Source organism: Brevibacillus schisleri (assembly GCF_055685845.1).
On sequence record NZ_JBVNDM010000001.1, the window covers coordinates 3,808,696 to 3,828,842 of the forward strand.

23 protein-coding genes and 2 pseudogenes are annotated in these 20,147 nt (G+C 41.1%); 13 read left to right on the forward strand and 12 right to left on the reverse strand.

The window, feature by feature from the left end; all coding sequences use genetic code 11:
* Positions 1-70: 70 nt before the first annotated feature.
* Positions 71-577, reverse strand: a complete 507-nt coding sequence (locus tag ACUUHJ_RS17705; RefSeq protein WP_289673368.1) for a TetR/AcrR family transcriptional regulator — start codon at positions 575-577, stop codon at positions 71-73.
* A gap of 481 nt (positions 578-1,058) precedes the next feature.
* Between ACUUHJ_RS17705 and ACUUHJ_RS17710 the strand changes: the two genes are divergently transcribed.
* The 4 genes from ACUUHJ_RS17710 to ACUUHJ_RS17725 all read left to right on the forward strand — a co-directional run bounded on the left by ACUUHJ_RS17710 (position 1,059) and on the right by ACUUHJ_RS17725 (position 3,109).
* On the forward strand, positions 1,059-1,196 hold the full coding sequence (locus ACUUHJ_RS17710; protein WP_155801098.1) for a hypothetical protein: 138 nt from the start codon (positions 1,059-1,061) through the stop codon (positions 1,194-1,196).
* Positions 1,197-1,681: 485 nt separating this feature from the next.
* Positions 1,682-1,894, forward strand: coding sequence for an immunity protein TriTu family protein (locus tag ACUUHJ_RS17715; protein WP_436406369.1), 213 nt, complete (start codon positions 1,682-1,684; stop codon positions 1,892-1,894).
* A 287-nt stretch (positions 1,895-2,181) separates the two neighbouring features.
* Complete coding sequence (locus ACUUHJ_RS17720; protein ID WP_016743434.1) at positions 2,182-2,268, forward strand: YjcZ family sporulation protein; 87 nt, start codon at positions 2,182-2,184, stop codon at positions 2,266-2,268.
* A gap of 436 nt (positions 2,269-2,704) precedes the next feature.
* A complete protein-coding gene (locus ACUUHJ_RS17725; RefSeq protein ID WP_289673369.1) occupies positions 2,705-3,109 on the forward strand; it encodes a hypothetical protein in 405 nt (134 codons plus the stop codon).
* Positions 3,110-3,205: 96 nt separating this feature from the next.
* On the opposite strand, the gene ACUUHJ_RS17730 is transcribed toward ACUUHJ_RS17725, so the two are convergent.
* Entirely contained in the window at positions 3,206-4,153 is a 948-nt protein-coding gene (locus tag ACUUHJ_RS17730) for an ABC transporter substrate-binding protein (protein WP_289673370.1), read from the reverse strand.
* Between the two features lie 493 nt (positions 4,154-4,646).
* Here ACUUHJ_RS17730 and ACUUHJ_RS17735 point away from each other — a divergent pair, with 493 nt between their 5' ends.
* Both ACUUHJ_RS17735 and ACUUHJ_RS17740 read left to right on the forward strand, forming a co-directional pair.
* On the forward strand, positions 4,647-5,285 hold the full coding sequence (locus tag ACUUHJ_RS17735; protein ID WP_289673371.1) for a flavin reductase family protein: 639 nt from the start codon (positions 4,647-4,649) through the stop codon (positions 5,283-5,285).
* 328 nt (positions 5,286-5,613) lie between these two features.
* Complete coding sequence (locus tag ACUUHJ_RS17740; RefSeq protein ID WP_289673372.1) at positions 5,614-5,949, forward strand: hypothetical protein; 336 nt, start codon at positions 5,614-5,616, stop codon at positions 5,947-5,949.
* Positions 5,950-6,327: 378 nt separating this feature from the next.
* Here the strand turns inward: ACUUHJ_RS17740 and ACUUHJ_RS17745 are convergent, their stop codons facing one another.
* The 5 genes from ACUUHJ_RS17745 to ACUUHJ_RS17765 all read right to left on the reverse strand — a co-directional run bounded on the left by ACUUHJ_RS17745 (position 6,328) and on the right by ACUUHJ_RS17765 (position 8,649).
* Entirely contained in the window at positions 6,328-6,699 is a 372-nt protein-coding gene (locus ACUUHJ_RS17745; protein WP_289673373.1) for an SDR family NAD(P)-dependent oxidoreductase, read from the reverse strand.
* Positions 6,686-6,895 carry a MerR family transcriptional regulator gene (locus tag ACUUHJ_RS17750; RefSeq protein ID WP_289673374.1) on the reverse strand — a complete coding sequence of 70 codons (210 nt, stop codon included), beginning with the start codon at positions 6,893-6,895 and terminating at the stop codon, positions 6,686-6,688. Before ACUUHJ_RS17750 ends, ACUUHJ_RS17745 begins: the two co-directional genes overlap by 14 nt.
* A 772-nt stretch (positions 6,896-7,667) precedes the next feature.
* Entirely contained in the window at positions 7,668-8,045 is a 378-nt protein-coding gene (locus ACUUHJ_RS17755; RefSeq protein WP_015891615.1) for a PH domain-containing protein, read from the reverse strand.
* Between the two features lie 213 nt (positions 8,046-8,258).
* Positions 8,259-8,432, reverse strand: a complete 174-nt coding sequence (locus ACUUHJ_RS17760) for a hypothetical protein (protein ID WP_472299518.1) — start codon at positions 8,430-8,432, stop codon at positions 8,259-8,261.
* A complete protein-coding gene (locus ACUUHJ_RS17765; RefSeq protein ID WP_472299519.1) occupies positions 8,407-8,649 on the reverse strand; it encodes a hypothetical protein in 243 nt (80 codons plus the stop codon). The genes ACUUHJ_RS17760 and ACUUHJ_RS17765 overlap by 26 nt, the downstream gene beginning before the upstream one ends.
* A 233-nt stretch (positions 8,650-8,882) precedes the next feature.
* Between ACUUHJ_RS17765 and ACUUHJ_RS17770 the strand changes: the two genes are divergently transcribed.
* A complete protein-coding gene (locus ACUUHJ_RS17770; RefSeq protein ID WP_289673377.1) occupies positions 8,883-9,077 on the forward strand; it encodes a tautomerase family protein in 195 nt (64 codons plus the stop codon).
* A gap of 56 nt (positions 9,078-9,133) precedes the next feature.
* Here ACUUHJ_RS17770 and ACUUHJ_RS17775 read toward each other — a convergent pair whose 3' ends face one another.
* Entirely contained in the window at positions 9,134-9,481 is a 348-nt protein-coding gene (locus ACUUHJ_RS17775; RefSeq protein ID WP_289678111.1) for a DNA methyltransferase, read from the reverse strand.
* A 63-nt stretch (positions 9,482-9,544) separates the two neighbouring features.
* Positions 9,545-10,045, reverse strand: a pseudogene (locus ACUUHJ_RS17780) (DNA methyltransferase); the annotation flags it as partial.
* Positions 10,046-11,056: 1,011 nt separating this feature from the next.
* Between ACUUHJ_RS17780 and ACUUHJ_RS17785 the strand changes: the two are divergent.
* Positions 11,057-11,881 carry a DUF6492 family protein gene (locus ACUUHJ_RS17785; protein WP_289673378.1) on the forward strand — a complete coding sequence of 275 codons (825 nt, stop codon included), beginning with the start codon at positions 11,057-11,059 and terminating at the stop codon, positions 11,879-11,881.
* A gap of 806 nt (positions 11,882-12,687) precedes the next feature.
* On the opposite strand, the gene ACUUHJ_RS17790 is transcribed toward ACUUHJ_RS17785, so the two are convergent.
* Positions 12,688-13,254, reverse strand: coding sequence for a DUF4062 domain-containing protein (locus ACUUHJ_RS17790; protein WP_289673379.1), 567 nt, complete (start codon positions 13,252-13,254; stop codon positions 12,688-12,690).
* 544 nt (positions 13,255-13,798) lie between these two features.
* On the opposite strand from ACUUHJ_RS17790, the gene ACUUHJ_RS17795 reads away from it, so the two are divergent.
* Positions 13,799-14,008 carry a hypothetical protein gene (locus ACUUHJ_RS17795; protein ID WP_472299520.1) on the forward strand — a complete coding sequence of 70 codons (210 nt, stop codon included), beginning with the start codon at positions 13,799-13,801 and terminating at the stop codon, positions 14,006-14,008.
* Positions 14,009-14,600: 592 nt separating this feature from the next.
* On the opposite strand, the pseudogene ACUUHJ_RS17800 reads toward ACUUHJ_RS17795, so the two are convergent.
* A pseudogene (locus ACUUHJ_RS17800) lies at positions 14,601-14,966 on the reverse strand (SOS response-associated peptidase); the annotation flags it as partial.
* Positions 14,967-15,081: 115 nt separating this feature from the next.
* On the opposite strand from ACUUHJ_RS17800, the gene ACUUHJ_RS17805 reads away from it, so the two are divergent.
* Together ACUUHJ_RS17805 and ACUUHJ_RS17810 are read left to right on the forward strand one after the other, a co-directional pair.
* A complete protein-coding gene (locus ACUUHJ_RS17805; RefSeq protein WP_472299521.1) occupies positions 15,082-16,440 on the forward strand; it encodes a tyrosine-type recombinase/integrase in 1,359 nt (452 codons plus the stop codon).
* 3 nt (positions 16,441-16,443) lie between these two features.
* Positions 16,444-16,707 (forward strand): hypothetical protein, encoded by a 264-nt coding sequence (locus tag ACUUHJ_RS17810; protein ID WP_472299522.1) that lies wholly within the window; start codon positions 16,444-16,446, stop codon positions 16,705-16,707.
* A gap of 114 nt (positions 16,708-16,821) precedes the next feature.
* On the opposite strand, the gene ACUUHJ_RS17815 is transcribed toward ACUUHJ_RS17810, so the two are convergent.
* Positions 16,822-18,036, reverse strand: coding sequence for an IS256 family transposase (locus ACUUHJ_RS17815; RefSeq protein WP_064203457.1), 1,215 nt, complete (start codon positions 18,034-18,036; stop codon positions 16,822-16,824).
* A 507-nt stretch (positions 18,037-18,543) separates the two neighbouring features.
* Between ACUUHJ_RS17815 and ACUUHJ_RS17820 the strand changes: the two genes are divergently transcribed.
* Positions 18,544-19,608, forward strand: coding sequence for a hypothetical protein (locus ACUUHJ_RS17820; RefSeq protein WP_472299523.1), 1,065 nt, complete (start codon positions 18,544-18,546; stop codon positions 19,606-19,608).
* Positions 19,593-20,096: a hypothetical protein gene (locus ACUUHJ_RS17825; RefSeq protein ID WP_472299524.1), complete on the forward strand. Its 504-nt coding sequence runs from the start codon at positions 19,593-19,595 to the stop codon at positions 20,094-20,096. Before ACUUHJ_RS17820 ends, ACUUHJ_RS17825 begins: the two co-directional genes overlap by 16 nt.
* The last annotated feature ends 51 nt before the right edge of the window (positions 20,097-20,147 follow it).

Here is a 20,147-nt window from a genome sequence, read left to right on the forward strand (position 1 = left end):
CTAACTAACTAGAAGAATAACGCTTTAGTTAGTGATTAGTCAATAACTAATTGTCTCAATTCTCCCTCCGTTATTCCTCCATCAATTCTGGCATGTCCAAAGCCACTGAAATATTACACAGCATTCCTCTTGCCAGGAAAATAAGTGTTCTCTCTTCCGGATTCTCGATGCCCGCTTCACGAAAAGCTGTTAGGACGATCTGGCGAATCCCTCGAAATGCTTCGCGCATTGCCTCTCGAATCGAAGGCTCTGGAATCGTCTGGGCTTGCATTTGAAGCAGTATTTCATTTTGATGCGAAGCCAAAATCTTTTCATATGCCTTAATTAAATCTGTTTCCAATTGCTCTTTGGATGCGGACTCCACAACGAGACGGAAAGAGTCGATGATCCGCTCCCACGATGCCTCTAATGCTGACAGTAACAAAGCTTCCTTCGATGCAAAAAACTTGAAAATATATGGCTGAGAAATCTTTGCACGCTCTGCCACTTGCGCTGTCGTTGCCCGGAAATATCCGGTTTCAGCAAAGACTTCAATGGCAGCAGAAATAATTTCCGTTTTACGATTGACCGACGTCATTTCTAGATCGTCTCCCTTTTAGTGACTCATCAATAATACTTGATTATACGTCAGTTTGTGGTGGGTTTCAAATGACGTGCAAAACTCCCATACAGGCTTGCCACGAACTTCGCGGTTGATGATGATGGGCCAGAATGACTGGAATATTGATAATTTACATTACCGCAGAATATATTTTTCCGAATTTTCCATATTTTATATACTAAATTGAATTTGTGTGTGCTATTATCGAAACAATGTTGAAGAAATTACTTCAAAAAATGGGTGCTAACGCAATCATTCCATGCCCTCGGGGGTGCATACCTGCAGGGAGAAACTGCCTGTGTTACGATTAATGTTAAATAGTAAGTAAAAAGGCCGTCCCAACAGCTATGTGCTTGGCAGAGGGATGGTCTTTTTGCGCCAACCTTTCTAGCTCACCAGCTACTCGATTTGTTTTCTATACTTTTTTGGAAGTGAAACTTATAAAGGGGGAAGATTTATGAAAAAAATTGCTTTGTTTGGTATTGCTGCTGCATTATTTCTATCACTTTCATTTCCTAGTGTTAGCAGCGCAAAAGAACAACGTATACCATGTGAAGTTGATGGGTATTGCGGATGGCCAACCTATAGCGTTTAACGCCAATCAATCCAATGAAAACTGAGATGAAACTTGGAAAGAAAACCATACAAATGACAAGCAATATTGGCGACAAAGGTGCTAAGGTACCTATAAAAGGTTTGTAATTTCTACATTGGATTATTAATCAAACATCATCCACCGACTGCTATACTATCGGTATGATGTTTTTCTTTTTCTCATTTGTACACTCACGACCTTCTTCTACGCGAGTGATATGGTTTTCATTGACGTAGTTAGCAGGGAGAGAAAGTATGAAAAGTCTTTTGAAAATGATGATTGGTCAAGCGATATTCCAGTAACCATTTCAACCTGGGACACGATCCTTTTCGGTAGTAGCTCTCATCTATGTCAGGTTCACACTAATGGAAAAATACATATCTTCCTGTCTATTCCTACTCTTTTGTGGGGACGTTCTATTGCTCAAGAACACATGCTATCACTAAACTTCGGAAATTATCAGTCGTGAATTTATCGACAGTAAGATCGTTCATGACCCTTCTATAAGCGTTATTCATGAATCCCAGCTTTGCATTGGTCAGATCATTGTGTGGAAGTCACAACAATTTGAAATGGAAATCTTGCATATTGAGTCAGAAGAATTAATTTATTGGAAGTATCAGGAGAAAATAGACTCCAATCTAGACGAAATCACTTCAGATTACTTCCATGTCTTTCGAACCGGTTTGAAACTTTGACACCGTATACAGTTTTCAAATGAAATTCGTGTTATTATAATCACTTACCCTCGACAAAATCGTACCAAGAAGGCTGTCCCAAATACCATAAATATGCCTAGGGGATAGCCTTTTTTTGTCGTATATCCCCTGTTGATTTGACATTTTTGAACGGTTGGACATGACAGGTAACCGTTTGTTATATGCCTAAATTTTTCGCCTACTGTGATATCGCCCTTACATAGCTCCGCAATTTGCATAGCTTGAGTTTGAGGTTCTTCCTCATACTTTTCAAAGGGGTGATATCGATGGGATTCTTTGACGACAATTTTGCATTGGTCTTGGTTCTTTTCGTTTTATTAACAATTGTTGCTTGCAGTTGTGATGAGTGCTAATACCTGTCCAATGTTATGGGCGGCTAAGCTGCCCTCTTCCTCCCTCTTCGAAATCATTGAGCTTTGAGCCCTTCTTTGTCCAATCCTCCCACGGTACGCTTTCGTAGAAAGAGGATTCGTATTATGGAGAGGATAGATGAGGACACCCTGTCAGACGACAAAACCTACGATTTCAACAAAAGAGCCGCCCGGTTCTTTCTCCGAGCGGCTTAACGTCTTCATGTCAGGAGTCTAATGACTTGCGACTACATACTTCCAGAGTATTATATATTTTACGCTTTTCACTTGCGACTTGCTTTGCATCTGTCATTGTCATCAAATGAAAGTTTACGTTACAACATGTAATTATTTACCATTTTATTGAAATTTAGTATAATTACCTTTGGTTTATGTAGTTAGAATTTGGTCAAAATTGATCAAAAGGAGTGTTCTAGGTATGAAAAAACAGCTTCTCTCTATTTCGCTGTTCGCTTTACTCCTCTCTGGCGCACCTGCATATGCTTCTGCTTCTACCAGTGCTCACGTACAAAGTGAAACAGACATAGTCTCCGTTGAGCAACAAAAACAAGCACAATCATTCACCAAATATTACTACCTTACTCATGGGCAGTTAAGTCCAAAAGAAGCGATTTATCTAAAGAAAGGGCAGGAGCTCCGTATCCATGCAAAAGGTAGCTTTGCTAATTACACAGTTTATAATGCTCAAAATAAACAGATTTGGAGCGGTACGACAGGTATCATTATTAAGGCTGATGAGGACGGGTATCGCTACGTACAATTTCAAGCGCCGTATTCTTATCAGGATCAAAATGTAATCGTAGCTACTTATTCGATTCAGTAAAGCATGAATAGATTTTAGCCCGTCTTGATAGTGAAGACGGGCTTTATAACGTTTTGCATCACACTTCCTTGTAAGCATTTCTTTGAAATTACGTAGTTATTGCTTTTTCAGCAGCATGCCACCAATCTCTTCTAGGAGCATTTCCTTTCCAATTGGGCCAAAAGCTTTGGTATTGAATGTTTCATTGGTAACCTCATAGAGATGGCCTTGTTGAACTGCCATGTTGCTTTTCCATACTGGGCTATTCTTCAGTTCTGCGTAAACATCATCCGCTTTCCCGCCGAAATTGACGAGGAACATATGGTCTGCGTGAAAATTCGTCAGTCCTTCTAGCTCGATCATTTCCATTGTTTTATCTGTAGGTGTTCCAGCTGCTGGCTTCAGGCCGAGATCAGTGAACAAGATATCTGCATATCCATAGTTCCCGTACACGCGGAACAATTTTGGCGTTACGGCCAGGAACATAAAGGTCTCGTCGCCATACGCTTGTTTGAGTTGCTCGCGCATTTCTTTCGTCTTCACGTCATACCCAGCCAGCCATTTGTTCACGTCCTCTTCTTGTCCAAACAGGCGACCGATTTCTTTAAACTTATCACGCCATTTGTCCATGTCTGTCTCCAGAACGACAGTCGGCGCGATTTTGGATAGCTGCTCGTACATCTTTTGCTGGCGGTTATTCATAATGATTAGGTCTGGCTTTGTTTCTACCACAGCTTCTAGATTGATGGAGTCATCCCACATCCAGCCAACTGGTTTTACATCTATCAGCTTGTCCGCTACGTGAGACATGATTTTTGTCTTGTATGTATTGGCCGAAGCAACCGGCTTGTGTCCCAAAATGAGAAGCTCCTCCGCTGCTCCCGATACGTCAGCAATTCTCTTTGGTTCCGCTGGGATCGTCACTTCCCCCATCAGATGCTTGACTACGCGTGTCTCAGGCTTTTTCGTTGCTTCCGAAGCCGTTTGGCTGGTTCCACAACCCGCCGACACGGCAGTGACTACTGCGACCAAGCAGGCCAATACAATTCGTGTTCCTTTTTTCATGTGCTCATTTCTCCTCGTCACGTGATGTTTGGTGTAAAATATCATTTGATAATGATTATCATTATAAGTGACAGAGTAGATAATCACATATTTGAGTTCTTATGTCAACGATTTTTATACTTTTTGTGTATATATAAAAAAAGAGCTTGTCCCATTGTCTCTCGACTTTTAGGACGCTTTCCAACCTAAGGCCAAGTTGATGCTTAAAAAGCATTTGCAGATTGAGAACTTCTCCGCACCCTCTTGCTTTTTAATCTCATCGTAGCAATACTACTTTGGTTCATAGCGTGCTTCATGTTCCTCCCCGATTCAACTGTTCTTGATCACGCAACCTTTGATTACCCTCTTCCCCTTCTCTTAAGTAATTTGGAGTAACGTTCAATCGAATTGAAACAGCAAAATAACGAAACGAATAACGATTATAATTTGAACTAGGTCTCTTATCTGAGACGAGTATGAAAACTTTCCTTTTCTTAGTGGAGGGAGCGCGATTATGCATAAGGTAGTTGAACCAAAAATACTTTACTTTGGGACGCCAGTTGTACTCATCAGCACATTAAATGAGGATAATTCTGTCAACTTGGCACCTATGTCTTCTGCATGGTGGCTGAATCAATCATGCATGCTTGGAATGAGTAGTTCATCTCAAACCGTTGCCAATTTATTGCGTGAGCGTGAATGTGTTTTAAATCTTCCTTCGTCTGATCTAGCTCATGCGGTAGACCGTCTAGCTCTCCTTACTGGGCGAAATCCTGTCCCGGAACGTAAGGCTAATGTGGGATACCGATTTGAGCCGGATAAATTCGGAACGGCTAGGCTCACCCCCCAAGATTCAGACCTGATTCGTCCACCACGCGTTGCTGAGTGTCCAGTTCAATTAGAGGCAATCGTAGAGCAGGTCCATAATTTTGGCCTGCCCAGCTCTTTAAAAGCTATTGAAGTGAAGATAATACGCGTTCATATTGATGAACAAATCCTAATGACTGGCGAGAAGAACTACATCGATCCTGAGAAGTGGAGCCCACTGATTATGAACTTCTGCGAATTTTTTGGCCTTAGCCCCAAGGTGCACCCGTCAAGATTAGCCCCAGTTTTTGGCCCTTCTCCAGGTTCCATTGGTAAATCGAATTAAAAATCGTTAGGTGCTTTTGAGCGCCCTTTCTTATCGAATATTTTTACCAGAAGTTAGCATTGGAAAAATACAGTTGAACTTCAGAAGATGAAGCGGAGCGTATTGGCTTAGGAATTGGAATTGTAGCGTATAACCCCTGTCCACATAGACTAGCGTTTCAAGAACTCATCCGTATTCTCCCTGATAGGAAGAAAACCCGTCTCTTTCGAATAGGGACGGGTTTTCGATTTCTTGAACGTAAGCTGAACATTTCACTTATTTGTACCTTTGTTTTGAAATAATTCCTAATGGTGCAGTCAACCAAAGTTGTATACGAAGGGGGAATATAATGTCGATTATTATGGTTGGATGGCTTTCTTATCAGTTCACTGAGCCAAAGCAAATAGAAAAATACACGATTACAGCCCGAAGTGATAGAGATGATGTGATAAAAGAATGGCCCAAAGATTGGACTTTTGAAGGCTATGACCAGAATCTATCGGAATGGATCATCTTAGATAAGAGAGTCAGTATTACTGACTGGTCTCCTGAAGAAAAAAAGGAGTTTACGTTCGTTAACACAAATAAATACAATTTCTATCGCATCCATATAAGAGCCAGTAATGATGGCATTTATATGGGATTCGGCGAAATGGAAATGATGGAGAAAACGCACTTCTTGTAATTAAAATGATCAGTGGTCTCGAGAAGAAATTTGAATTACCTTCATCCGAAGTCCAGGATTTCATCGACTGGTACAATAGCCGTGCAGATGGACGTGGCAAAGAAACATATATATTCGATAAAAACTTTAACAAGGGGCCTTTTACTTCAAGAAAAGATTATGTAGCATTCAGTAAGATTCAATCGTTTGAAGTGATGGAGTATACCAAATAACACGACGAGGCACCTCTTCTTTAACAGGAAGGTGCCTCAAGTTTTTGAAGACGCTGACTATACAAAAAAAGAGTAGAGTCAACAAATACTGGTGAACGAAGCACAGCTTCTTACAGTGTTTCAATGTCGAATAGCTCACATGGTAAAACTAACTCCGGTGAGTTCTTCACTCAAGGACCAGAGCCGCTTGGCAGCCTGCTCGTCTATGAAGGGGGCGGCCCGATTCCTCAAATTGGTGGGCGAAGGCATCGGTTGAGTCTGGATCGGCAAGATCAAGCTCGCCTAGTTCCGCTTCAGGAACGGCCTCCATTGCGACTTTGGCTTTGTCCATCGAACGGGCAGGAACGATTACTTGGGCGCCTGCCTTCGCGAGTACCCTCGATACCTCCAAGCCAATACCAGAATATCCGCCAGTCACAATGGCAACCTTACCGGCCAAATCTACTCCTTGCATGATCTCTTCGGCAGTTGTACGTGATCCGTAACCGGTGTGCAGCGGTTGTTGCCGTATCCGTTGGTTTGCTTCAATCGTCATCATCTTTTTCCTCCTGTTGATGCCCATCCTTGATCTCTTGAAAATGCTTGAGCTTGTATCGAATGATTTCAACGGTCGCGTTTAATTCGGATATGCGTTGCTCGATCGCCTCCCGGTGCGCGTCCAACAACGCATAACAGTGCGCATCGTCTTTTAGTGAGTAGTGCTCTACGTACTCTTTGATTTTCTTGAGTGGCATGTCTGTTCTTCTGAGATGGTTCAAAAAACGGATACGACCGATATCTCCCTCGTCGTACATTCGTTTTGTCCGCCGCCTCTCGTCGGCGAAGTAAGCAGCCCGATTTTCTCGTACTTACCCCTTGGAGTAAGCTCCAAGTCAAGGTCTTCCTTGCTCTTTTTCTAATGGGGAATCAGGGACGGAACTAGAAATCGATACGTGAAGACAACCATACCACTTGGAAATAGAATGGCTGGGCATGTTACCTGGAATCCATCAAAACGCAGCGGCAAGCAACAATGTTTACCATCGCCTTATTTAAAAAAACTGTACAAAAATAGCTGCTCACACAGACTATTTTGTACAGCATGATACTTGTGTTCAAATTCAATTTTGCTTGTCATGTTTGGTATTTATGATGTACAAATTTTTTTATAGAGATACTTTAGGTTCGAAATGTAAAGGACGATAACGGTTTATCTACCTGTTCGAGCAGCTTCGTAGGTCGCTTTGATAAAAAAAGCCCCCAACTGCTGTAAGCAAATTGGGGGTTACAAGAAGTAATACGTGAATAAAAAAGTAGTCTTCAATATAATAGGATATCAGCGCAATATTTACTACAAGTATATATTAGTATGCATACCTTCTCTTGCCAAAAAAATAGCGCAGACTCATCAGTACAGACTAAGTCGTACGCCTTATCCCCAAGAGAATGCCCGCTGAGAATGTTTCTATGAAATCGATTCATTCTAGGGGCAGTCCCATTTGAATGAGGACTTCTAATCAAGCGAAATTAACCCAAAATATACTCGGCCAATACGCTCTGTATCTGATAAATATTCAAGTTCTTGTTAAATTGTTTTTGGATCGGTACTGCACTTCCTGAAACCCAAATTTTCAATTCCGCATCCAAGTCAAAATTTCCGGCTGTTTCAATGCTAAAATGATGAATACTTTTATAAGGAATGGAATGGTACTCTATCTTTCTGCCAGTAATACCTTGCTTATCAACTAGTATTAACCGCTTGTTGGTGAAGATGAACATATCACGAATTAATTTGTACGCCTTTTCTATTCTCTCATTGTTCGCTAAGATTTGAGCATACTCCTGTTGAACCTCTGCAATGTTAACTTCCGAAGCATTACCCATTAGACCATCTAATAAACCCACATGAACGTCCCCCTATTCAACTAATTGATAAATCATATTCTCCAAACAGCTTAAAATTCCTACTGAAGTAGTTACTTTTTCCTCAAGGGGGAGTGATTACCTTGAAATACTGGATATAGAAGCCTTTGCTGTTAGACTCCTGAAATATTGTGTTACATCACTCGAAAAGTGGCATGGTTCAGTCACTTTCTTTGTACGACAAGGTATTTCGCATCAAAAAACATTGTAACTGGCATCGATCTGAACTGGCTTATCCATCGGATACTCGTCAATTTCATATTCGGCAAAATCAGCCTCGCTTATCCTGGTTTGCTGCTTGTACCACTCAACCACTGATTCCCGGTCATATCCGACCACTACCTCATAACGGATCCGGTCCAATAGCAAAAGCTTTCAATTCTTTGGTCTTCTCAGCCAGGATGGAATCGAGCCATTGATTTATGTCTTTGCGCAGCTCTTCGTTAGCGGTTTTTTCAGCGTAAGCCTTCAACGCAGTGAATGCCGCCCCATCTTTATCTGGACGGAGAACAAAGCAGTTGTTTACCAGCTCCCTATTGTCCACTTTGCGCACATCGTATTTCACGATCAGACCTTTATTTTCCATCGTTTTTTCCTCCCCAACTTCTTGTATTCCTCTGCCTTCGCAATATAAACACGTTTCATGCTGATCAAAAGTACCCTTACCGCCGCAAGCGTGGCACTTCACCATTCGGACCCGCCTTTCCTGAATAACTATTAAGTTAAAAATCCTTGTCATCCAAACTGTTGATATGAGTGAAACTATTTGCTAACTTGCCCGTCTACGTTATAAAAGAACCTGATTGGAGATGTGGACAAATGCCATATATCAACCTTCAAATTACAAAAGGTGCAACCCGTGATCAAAAAGCTCAGATTGTGAAAGAGTTCACTGAAACTCTTGTTAATGTTCTTGGCAAAAAGCCTGAACATACTCACATCGTTATTGAAGAGGTTGACGATGAAAACTGGGGGTATGCGGGCATTCTCACTGATGATTTCAGAAAACTTTAAGCATGTTTCGTAAAAGTTCCAGTTTGATACTGGGACTTTTTTTATTACACAAAGTGTTAAGTACCAAACTCGAATATGTTCATTTGAGCTGTTTCACGACGGATTCTGCTCTCAGCGAGCTGGATATATTCAGGATTGAACTCTATCCCGACGTAATTTCTCCCGATCATTTTTGCCACAACGGCAGTTGTGCCGGATCCCATGAAAGGATCAAAGACTACGCAGTGTCCGCTGCCATTTGTGTTATCACATCTACATGTTGGCTCCCATCCTACCGTTTGAGTGCTAACCACAGGTCCACGTTTCAAATTCTTATTGCCCTTCAATTGATCGTTCTGCCATTTTCCGCTATTATTCAGGTCATCTGCCGAACGCCCAGCCTTTCCAGAACCTCCCTGAAACATAGATGATTTCTTGAGAACCCTCTTCCAAGGTGCGCCACATTCTTCACAAGCTCGCGAACTGGTACCTGCCTGCACGCACGGTTCAATCAACTTTTTCGGATATGTGGCAAAGTGAGCTTCAGGAGTTTGCTCGGTAGCGACTGTCCAAACACTGCGGCGATTCCTTAATTCTGATTCATTTGGAACATTCCCGGTGCTCTCACGTTCCACTTGATTAGAATTGTTAAAACTACGACCTTGGGTATATGCTCCGCCGCCACGGAATGTTTTTGCATTCCCCTTTCTTCTCCGGGACTGCTCTGGTCCAAAAGCCCCCTGAGAACCTGCAGGTGGAACAAAATTTGTCCCTACAGCCGGTTCCTAGACTGCTTCAGCGTCGTAAAAATATATCTGGCTCTTTGATAGCAGGAAAAAGTATTCGTGCGCTTTTGTTGGTCGATCCTCAACGCTCTCGGGCATTCGATTCAGTTTGTTCCAGATGTTGTCCATCCTGAGATACCATCCGTCTGCTTGTAGTGCTAATGCTACGCGCCATGGAATGCCTATCAAATCTTTTTTATTCAAAGGCTTCTTCTAAACAAAAAGCAATGAAGGTATTCTCAGAGCTTGAAATGTCTCTCGGAACCAAACTTACTCTCTTAGCTTGTGAACCATATACGGAAGGGGAGTACAAGTATTCACTCATTTTTATTTCACCCTTAAATCAGACAGACCTTGCTCACGCGGTCGTAGAAGCATTGCTTACATCACGTAAGCTTGGTCGAAAATGGTCCGTAACTGGTCCACGCCTCGGAGCACAGGATATTTGGCATTTTGACGGAATTTGCATAAAACCAACTTTTATTGGGGTGGATTGGGTTATGTTCACTGTAAGAAACGATTGATGGATTTTTAACATAATTACCGTTTTGTTACATACTATCGAGGTGATTCAATACAACCTTGAGGATAACACTTACGCCGAAGCAAGATCTGTTGAAAACGATCTATTATTAACCGCAATGGTGAAATCATCCGGCAGTCCTAGTAAACTGTGGTACAGCAACTATAGATACACTACCTAAACCGTAACTACTCACCTGAAGTGCCGTTCAAATCGAACGGCTATTTTACTTTGTACAACGAATGTTAAAATGTGAATGAATCCATCCTCGATATGAATTTGTGTAGGCCTTTCATGGTCAAAGACCATTCCTATCGGCTTTCAATCTACCCTCCTCCAAACGCCTTTTGCCGATTCGTCTAATTTCGTCGCGGCCATCACAGCCCTCCTGTTTTTCTGCCAGCTCCATCTATACTGTCTACCTTCAAAGTAGCGCATTTACCCAGTCAGTATGATCGGAGTCGGATCAAGCTGCCATTGTTGAAGGTCAACGATTTCGACAAGACAAAAGGGAGTGAGGAGAGTTTCTCAATGACTCAAGAAGGCAGACAAATACACAATTTGTAGGATTTCCATATCTGTCTTATTCACCCTAAGGGAGAAAATCATATCCTATCTGGAAAGTCGGAGCCTTTGGCCAACCTACTCAGGCACCTATTCTTGAAACTGCCTAGTGAAAAGGAGTTGAGAAGTTGACACGTTCAGCGAAAAGCACCTTCAACAGCTCTATTAAACTTGATGTCCTGATCCCCGCCATTGAGAAAGACCTCGGAACTCTTCCCTATGTCATTGACAGCATCCGTAAGCAAGTGAAGCATCCTCTCGGTAAGATCATGGTTGTATCGCCACCAAGCAAACGAATTCAAGCCCTCTGCCGACGTAAAAACTGCACCTTCATCAATGAAAGACGCGTCCTTCCGATTACAAAAAAAGACATTCACTACCAGACCAAACGCACCAATCGCTCAGGCTGGCTGCTCCAACAATTGTTGAAGCTGGCGGGAGGAAACTTGACCAAGCAAAGGTATTATCTTGTGATTGACGCCGACACCATTCTCATCCGACCTCATGTCTTTCTCGTCAATGGGAAAACCGTTTTTTACTGCCGTAACTGGAGTCGTCCCGAGTATTTTCGTACCTATAGGAAATTAATGGGGGCCAAACCAACCGCTTCGCGCTCTTTCGTTGCCCACTATATGCTGTTCGACAAATCGAAGCTCTCCCGACTGAAGTCTAAAATTGAAGCTAGGCACAAGACTAGATGGTACTGGGCGATTATCAAGAAGACCAACAAGCAGAGTTATGCCGGCTTCTCCGAGTTCGAAACTTATGGTAACTTCGTGAAAGCTCACTACCCCGGTCATCTGGTTGTAAGAAGTTCCCTTAACAAAAGCTTATCTTCAAAACCAGCATCACTTACTCGCAAACGAACCATCAGACTGGCTCAGAAATACAGGTCCATCTCCTTTCATAAACGCGGCTGGTACGTCCGGAAGAAGAAGAGCGCGAGAAAATGAAGCGCTGATGTGATGCTCACTTCTGAAAAAAAATTGAGATAGATATCATGGACAAGTTTGAAAACAACATGGAAAGTATGTATTCTGAAAATAGCGAGCAAAAATGTTAAACTCCTGAAAAGTTGCCCACCAAACGGTTTCAAAACTCCATGAAAACCGCATAAAATCAACATTTGTGAATTCTGAGTGGGCTATACATGTCAAAATGGCCGATATATGCTACTTAGAGCCCTTCAACTTTGGAGGGCTCTTGTCTTCATTTCGTATTTCTAAATGATTGGAGAAACGTGGAGTGCCTACGGAATGGACAGCTCCTATTGTAGCTGCCATTTTAGTTGGTAAGTCTTTTCGATTGCAAGTTCCCCACTAATCACCAGAGGTATTCTTGCCTGTTTTATTTTTTAATTCGAATAAAACTAATACACATAGATAAGCAAGTGATGAGGTTAGCCATACAATGAAGCTATCATTGTAGTCTATGTATCCAACACGGTAAAGCGAAATAAAGCCCAATATAACAACCAGTACAACAGTAAAAATAGAGAAGTTTTTACATATTTTTTTAATAGCCATTCCAGTCACAGCAATCACCTTTTTTCAGAATGATACCTGCTTTTATAATGTGCTAAAAGATGTCCATTTGTTGGGTTTAAGTTTTCTGAGGGAATCCTGCGGAGTTAGGGAAGTTTAAGTTCGCCAGGCAGAAGTCTACGCTGGCGGGGAGCATTCACGGTTTGTTCTTTGTCATTACATGAGAAAAATTAATGGAAGTCGGAAGAAAGGGACTAGTTGTGCCAGCCCCTCTTTCATTTCTTTTTCTCCAACTCCGCTTTTAATCTTGCATTCTCTTCCAACAGCTTTTGAACGTCCGGGACATCCTTGCCGGAAAACCAGCCATACAAATCGTCTCTTGCTGCATACTCTGGCAATTGATCACGAAGTACCATTTTAATGTGCCGTACATCTTCAACATAATAGATAGGAATTTGTTCCATGACCGATTGCTTAAACTCTTGAAATTTCTGATAATATTCAATTGCTGCGAAGTCGTAAGGCTTTTGTCTTAATGCTTCATCTGTGACAACAAAAGCAAATCTAGGTTTGCCCGCTTCTCCGGCATACTCATATTCCCATTGCGTATAGCTCTTGGATTCATCAGGAAGTGTTAAACCATAGAATCCTCCGAGAATCAGGATATATACATCGGACTCGTCGATCCATCTCTTCCTCATTTTCATTGGACTTTCCTTGAAAAATTGCTCGACTCCAGCAGGGATATGACCGGCTTGAAGTACGGCTTCAACAGCGGTATGTCTTTCCTCAATAAGATCGTAGTAAGTAGACGATATGTATATTTGTAATTTTTTTCTCATAAGCCCACCCAAATTCAAGAATTCGTATAAATAGAATCTACCACTCACTCACTTTATTTGTCAAAATTGACTGGAGTTTTCATGCAAGAAGCTTTCGCCAAACGGCAAATAGGAGGTTTATTCGTGCAGAGAAAGAATGGAAAAAAGATTAAATTTTGGGACGTATGCCGCCATACAAAAAGTACTGAATCCGTTGGTTCGATCGGATATCGGATTAAGTCTCAGCCTGTAAACTTCTTCGGTCGCTTTACCCCCCATTGCATTGCTGGCGCTTGAGTCTCCATGCTATTCGCTTCCCTCGGGTACAAACCTAAAAAGGAATTCATTTTTACTTGTTTGGAAAAACTACGCTAGAAAAGAGCGTTACGAAGGCTAGCCTACCTGAGAATTATGAAGCGAATCAATTTGGGACCAAGATAAGTCTAAGCGGCTTTGAAGTAAGCAAACATATCGGTAGACTGTAATCCTCGAGATTCGAGGATTTTCTTTCTCACACTGGCATTGTAAGCAAGGAATTTAAAAACAGTTGAAGGAGTGAATTCGAATGACTCAATTCGATGTTGGATTGGTTCACAGGCTTGCTGATCAAATGGAGGGTCTTGCTTCAAATATTAAAAAACATGTAAACTCCCCAAATGAACTAAGCGAGGACATAAAACAGATGAAGAGTATCCTCAATGGTTTTCAATCTCTAACCAATTCGTCTGAAAATAGTGGAACCTATCCAATTGCACAAGATAACGATGTGAGATAAGGCACTAGATTGTAAAGGAACGGGAATTCCCACCATTCGCTCACCCTATTTATCAAATCATGTGGTGTATGGATCCCTATCAGCTTCCGATGAGGGAGCTTTTTTGTTTTTATGGATCACCAAGTACTTACACGACAACATGATAAAATTTGAAGACCATATGCAGTAGATTTGTGAGTAGTTTGTGGGTGAAACGATTTTTATAACCACACCCACAAATTTTTAAAACCCCTCGCACCTACAGGCACAAGGGGTTTCGCTTATTAGTAAGCAGTCATGTATTGCTCGCGCTCCCAATCGTGAACGCGTGTGCGGAACATGTTTTTCGTTTTCAATCGGTTTCAAAACTCCATGAAAACCGCATAAAATCAACACTTTCATCTGCTGTTATTTCAAATGAAATCAAATCATTTCATGATTTTGTGGGTGATTTGTGGGTGCGTTTGTGGGTGGGCTTTGCATGTAGAAATGCCCGATATAATGCTGAATTGTCCCTTCAATTTTGAAGGGCTTTTGTCTTCGTTTAGTATTTGTTTCGTGTACCCATAAATTCCGGATACGAATAGACATTTCACAGCAAAAACCCGTCTCCTCAAAACAGGGACGGGTTAGCTATTTCATGGATACATTCAGGTACATCATTCCGTGGGCTTCCTACCATTGTAGAAACAGGGTAAGCACGCATCAGGTTTGAATCATATGGTACAAGCAGTGATTGGAGCAAGTCGGCATCGAACTTTTCGCGATCAAGCCACGTCGATTCGTCCTGTTGCCGCAATATCACAGGCATGCGATTGTGGATGTCCTTGACCACTTCGTTTGGGCGTGTTGTGATGATCGTACAGGTATGCAACTTCTCGCCTGCTGAATTCATCCATATATCAAACAAGCCTGCGAACGAAAAAGGCTCTCCGTTTTTCATCATGATTCGCATCGGTTGTTTACCTGACTCGCGCTGCTGCCACTCATATAATACGTAAGGTTAATTTCTATTGAATACAGTTTAATTCTTTTAATTTCAATGATTTGATAGAATGTACCATATTATATGATAAAGGGGAGTCCAATCAACAATGAAGGACGGTTATTTCTATAAGATTTGCCCCAAAGGGATCAACAGTAAGTACTCCCTCATAGTTTTTGATATTAGAGGAAACCTTTTTGCCCCCCTCACAAATTTTTATGACCATGAAAAGGACCGAATTGCTGAATCCTCTGCTCGAAATTATCTTGACATATTAATTCCATTTTTTGATTGGCTTAATCAATTTAGTAATTATAAGGGCAAGCGTGTTTGTTGGGATATGGGACCAGATTGTATAAGAGTAGCACTAAAAGATTATCTCGTGGAGGAAATGTACTGTAAGGTTCGTCCATATGAATCGTTTGAATTTGTGCATCTAACACGAAAGAGTCCAAATACCATTAATCGATTTTTGGCGGCAGTAAAAGCGTTTTACAAAGCTATGATTCACCGAAGATTCTACTCCTACCCTAACCCCTTAATTGATTCTATGGCACTTTCTAATGAGGTTAAAATAAGCCTGATGGGTGAAAGAAAGGAACTCCCTAGGATGCCCTCGGTTGCCGGTACAGAAAGACCTTTACCCCATGAGTATCGCCGCCAAACCGATTCATTCTTTAAGATTATCAATGAAGAATGGCACCCTATAATCATAGATGACCCTTCCCTACCTTTACAATTATATAAAGGCGGCAAAGATACAGGCTGGAGATTACGTGATGAAGTAATAACTAGGTTACTATTCGAAACGGGTGCAAGAGCAACAGAGGTAATTCAAATAACGATTGGGGACTATCGTGCTAGGAGGTCAATTAGGGAGGCTTCAACCTTCAGTAAAGGGAGTCACGGCCGACGAGTTAAATACTTACTATTCAGTGATGATACATACACCCTACTGATGAGATATATAAACAACGAACGAAAGAAATGTGACTTAAATGGGTATTCGTTTGAGGAATTACCAAATGACGCCTCTTTATTCTTGACCGAAAGAGGAACTGCGTACACCTATCATGCATGGTATCCCCATTGGAAAAAGACAATTAAAGAAGCCGGTTTAAATGTGAATCCTCACAAGGCAAGACATTGGTATGTTACTAATGTATTGCGTGTTATTTATGAGACATCTCTAACGGAGGTTGAAAGATCAATACGTTTAAAGGAATTTGTTAGATATATGAAGTGGAAAAGCAAAGAAACGCTAGAAGTCTATGAGCATTTCTTTAACGAAAAGGAACAAATAAAATTGATCGAGCAGGTTCATCAGAAGATGAAAGTTGCTGAGGAAAAATACAAGATTGAGAGAAAAAAGAAAACGGTCCGTTCCAGAAATAATCAATTAATACCTCAGAAGGTAATTATCGAGGATGAAGAAATACTCGACTTTTTTGCAGGATTGGAGGATTAAACATTGTCAACAGCAAGTGAAGTGGATTCTAAATGGTATAAGGCGCTAAAAGGAAAAATCGCAGAAGAAGTTCTAGATATCAGGGATGGAAAAGGCAACCTTGCTTGGGAGAGCGTTCACGAAAAATCTTTGGGATATTTTATTAGAAATTGTTTAGAATTACCGTGGACAAATCACTTAGCCTTAATTGTATTAGCCAGAACGGGTCTGTCAAGAATTTTGTGTAAACTCAATCAACCGATATATGAAAAGGTTTCATCCCCCTAATTGGGATATCTTTTTCGGAGCCAACAGAGTCAAGGGCGTAAGGCGAAGCGAACCCTTGACGCGTTGGTGTAAAAAAAGACAATCTCTTCGGGGATGGAGCCTTTCTTTTATTGCTTAACGGATGTGTGGTCGTACGCGATCCTCAAAGAAAACAGATAGCTGCATGAGAATCTGTCCCCAATTGTGGACTCGTCCCGTCCATTTACGTAGGACATCCATGGTTACGAGATATAACATTTTGAGAAGAGCATCGTCTGTGGGAAAGACGGCTTTTCCCTTCGTTACTTTACGAAGTTGTCGATGGTAGCTTTCAATAACGTTGGTGGTGTAGATCAGCTTTCGAATCTCTGGAGAATATTTAAAAAAGGTCGCAATCTCATCCCAGTTGGTGCGCCAAGAGCGTACCATCAAGGGGTATTTACTTCCCCAAGCTTGCTCAAACTGATCGAGTTCTTCGCGTGCAGCTTGCTCCGTTGGAGCCTTGTAAATAGGCTTTAACTCAGCCGTAACTTTCTTTAAATCCTTATAGGAAACATATTTAATGGAGTTACGGATTTGATGAATGACACACTTCTGAATCTCTGTCTTTGGATAACATGCTGAAATGGCCTCCGTAAAGCCTCGGAGGTTATCAACGCTCATAATGAGAACATCCTGGACTCCACGGTTTTTCAGCTCATTGAGTACATGTAACCAGAATTTGGCTGATTCATTTTCGCCAATCCAGATTCCAAGGACATCTTTATGACCGTCAAGGTCAATTCCAATGACCATATAGGCAGCTTTGTTGACGATAGCCCCGTCCTGTTTTACTTTAAAGTGGATAGCGTCTAAGAAAACAACGGCATATATCGATTGCAAAGGGCGATTTTGCCACTCTTTAATCAGGGGAACAATTTTGTTCGTGACATTTGAAATGAGTGTTGGTGAGACTTCGATGCCGTAGAGCTGCTGCAGATGGTCTTGGATATCACGTGTGGACACGCCTTTCGCATACATCGCGAGGATTTGATCTTCGATCCCTGTTACATTGGACTGGTGCTTCTTTACGATGGCAGGCTCAAATTCTCCCTCACGATCACGAGGGACTTGAATGTCAACTTCACCATACTCGGAACGGACTGTTTTTTTACTGTATCCATTACGACTATTCGTTGTCCGCTTTCTTTTCATGTCATGCTTCGCATATCCAAGAGAGGACTCCATTTCTGCTTCGAGCATTTCTTGGATCGTTTCAGCAAACAAATCTTTCAAAGCCGACTGTACGTCGTCCACAGACTTCATATCCTTCTCTTTGATCCACTGTTTGATCTGCTCTTTTGACATCATAAAAAATCTCCCAACCTTTCTAAGACTAATTGTAGTTTAGAGGTTGAGAGTTTACACAGAATATTTTACAGACTCGCCAGAACATTAAATCAATATGACTTGGTAACCGTTCTTAGATCCATGCAAGAGATAAATCCGAGTTTGAAAGACCTTTTTTCGACTTATGGCCTGACTTCAATCGATCAATTAATACCTGATGAACATATTTATAAATATCTTACTAATCAGATTTTGGAGACACATAGTAGCGCTAAAAAATAAAAATTTTTAAACTTCTATAACTCATGTAATCGGCTTGTCCATGAATGGCTTCGAACAAAATATGATGAGATTACAGTCTCTAAATTAAAGCAATATGTGTTTCCTCCCTTCTCGTATCATCCAAAAGAAATTCATCTATGGAGATCTGCAAATGAACAGGCAAAACAAACTCGAAAAAACGAGACGGATGCCATTGTTCCGCTTTATCCTCGCCTTCGAGCAGAAGCACATTTAAGATGGAATCAATTGAAGCGTCTCCGTGTCCAATTTTTAAAGGTTATAGAGGAAGTTGAATGTAAAAACATACCACTTCCTCTAGAGTTTAATTACGACGATAAAGATGTCAATGATGTGACAATCAAAAATGCAGTAACATTTTTCTTTCGTCTTTGGGATCAACGATCTTTCGTACTTTCTCATCAAGATAAATATTCAAAAGAGAAAGTGAGAGAGGCAAAGCGTAAAGCTAGGACATATTCTGATGAAAATAAAGAGTACTTTTTGAAATTTGTAAAGGCTGAAAATACTAAAGAAGCACTTTGTGGTCAATCTGAACTAGAAGGGTTATGGTTTGAAGATTTACTCAAAGAAGGTGTGTTAGGAGGTTGGGGAACAAGCACTAATGATGAAAGTAAAGAGAGAAAAAAAGAATTTCTACTCAAGTGGGGATATGGTGATGCTCTAGCTCCTAATTCTTATCCAAAGCCTTTTGCAGTTGACCCCGTCGGTGTTATGACACAAGGGAGTTTTATTACATGGACTCAGAGGAAATCAGAAGGTACCATTTTTCAACCCGAGCCATTATTTTCTGCTGCTACCTTTGGATTAGCGGCTCTTGATATTATTACGACGACTGGAGCAAGAATTAATGAAGTACTACAAATTCGTAATACGAAAGATTGCTTTATAGTTAAAAACATAACGGACGGTGACAAACAAATAACAAGGTATTTATTTAGAGCAATACCTAAGGGACGTACAGAACCTGAGAATTTTTATTTGTCAGATGAATCTGTGAAAGTTATTCGAGAAGTTCGAAATTTGCTCATCAATCATTATATCGACGGTAAGATTCCTAATGTAAAGTATGGGGGTTTACGAGGTCAACTTATCGACAAAGAATCACCCTACTTGTTTCAATACAGCCATACTGGTCTTAATAGACAAGATCTTACAGCTTGTATGCGATTTTTATTACACGGAATGATTTTGAAGACCAGGAAAACAATCCGATTATCATTAAACCTCATTTGCTGCGTCACGCGTTTGCAAACCACTTACAATATGCTCAAAAAATGCCAATCGATTTGATTGCTTCTATTTTGCATCAAAAAGATTTTAATACAACAGAATATTACGCTGAGGCAACCGACAGCCAAGTCGCATTAAAGACCCATGAGTTACATCAAATTATGGCTACGTATATTGAAATAAACTCTACAGTTTTACGTGAACCCAATGAATTGCTTCAGGCTCTGGAGAAAGCTAAAAAGAATGTTGGTGTTTACACCCAGACTGTGGGAGGTTTATGCTCTGTTGATGCGGTTTGCCCCGTAAAGATGGCTTACGTTGGTTGTGGAGGGAAAGTTCCTACACCTGAAAAAAAACATGAGCTAATTGTATATAGAAATTGGGCGGAACAGAGTTTGAAATTGTGGGAGGAGCAACACCAACCTCTTGAAGCCCACAAAATGAAGGCCGCGATAAGAGCAGCTGATAAGGAATTACTCGAAATCGAGTTAATTGAGAAATATAAAAAGGATGAACTGTATGAGCCTACATTCCGAATCCAAGAATAATTGTGAATGTCAATCAAAATGTTGACCACCGTGCTCATCAAAAAATTGACC

Coding starts and splice junctions, on each gene's coding strand:
- ACUUHJ_RS17705 (WP_289673368.1), bottom strand. CDS start 577: ATGACGTCGGTCAATCGTAAAACGGAAATTATTTCTGCTGCCATTGAA.
- ACUUHJ_RS17710 (WP_155801098.1), top strand. CDS start 1,059: ATGAAAAAAATTGCTTTGTTTGGTATTGCTGCTGCATTATTTCTATCA.
- ACUUHJ_RS17720 (WP_016743434.1), top strand. CDS start 2,182: ATGGGATTCTTTGACGACAATTTTGCATTGGTCTTGGTTCTTTTCGTT.
- ACUUHJ_RS17725 (WP_289673369.1), top strand. CDS start 2,705: ATGAAAAAACAGCTTCTCTCTATTTCGCTGTTCGCTTTACTCCTCTCT.
- ACUUHJ_RS17730 (WP_289673370.1), bottom strand. CDS start 4,153: ATGAAAAAAGGAACACGAATTGTATTGGCCTGCTTGGTCGCAGTAGTC.
- ACUUHJ_RS17735 (WP_289673371.1), top strand. CDS start 4,647: ATGCATAAGGTAGTTGAACCAAAAATACTTTACTTTGGGACGCCAGTT.
- ACUUHJ_RS17740 (WP_289673372.1), top strand. CDS start 5,614: ATGTCGATTATTATGGTTGGATGGCTTTCTTATCAGTTCACTGAGCCA.
- ACUUHJ_RS17745 (WP_289673373.1), bottom strand. CDS start 6,699: ATGATGACGATTGAAGCAAACCAACGGATACGGCAACAACCGCTGCAC.
- ACUUHJ_RS17750 (WP_289673374.1), bottom strand. CDS start 6,895: ATGCCACTCAAGAAAATCAAAGAGTACGTAGAGCACTACTCACTAAAA.
- ACUUHJ_RS17765 (WP_472299519.1), bottom strand. CDS start 8,649: ATGGAAAATAAAGGTCTGATCGTGAAATACGATGTGCGCAAAGTGGAC.
- ACUUHJ_RS17770 (WP_289673377.1), top strand. CDS start 8,883: ATGCCATATATCAACCTTCAAATTACAAAAGGTGCAACCCGTGATCAA.
- ACUUHJ_RS17775 (WP_289678111.1), bottom strand. CDS start 9,481: ATGTTTCAGGGAGGTTCTGGAAAGGCTGGGCGTTCGGCAGATGACCTG.
- ACUUHJ_RS17790 (WP_289673379.1), bottom strand. CDS start 13,254: ATGAGAAAAAAATTACAAATATACATATCGTCTACTTACTACGATCTT.
- ACUUHJ_RS17795 (WP_472299520.1), top strand. CDS start 13,799: ATGACTCAATTCGATGTTGGATTGGTTCACAGGCTTGCTGATCAAATG.
- ACUUHJ_RS17805 (WP_472299521.1), top strand. CDS start 15,082: ATGAAGGACGGTTATTTCTATAAGATTTGCCCCAAAGGGATCAACAGT.
- ACUUHJ_RS17815 (WP_064203457.1), bottom strand. CDS start 18,036: ATGATGTCAAAAGAGCAGATCAAACAGTGGATCAAAGAGAAGGATATG.
- ACUUHJ_RS17825 (WP_472299524.1), top strand. CDS start 19,593: ATGCCAATCGATTTGATTGCTTCTATTTTGCATCAAAAAGATTTTAAT.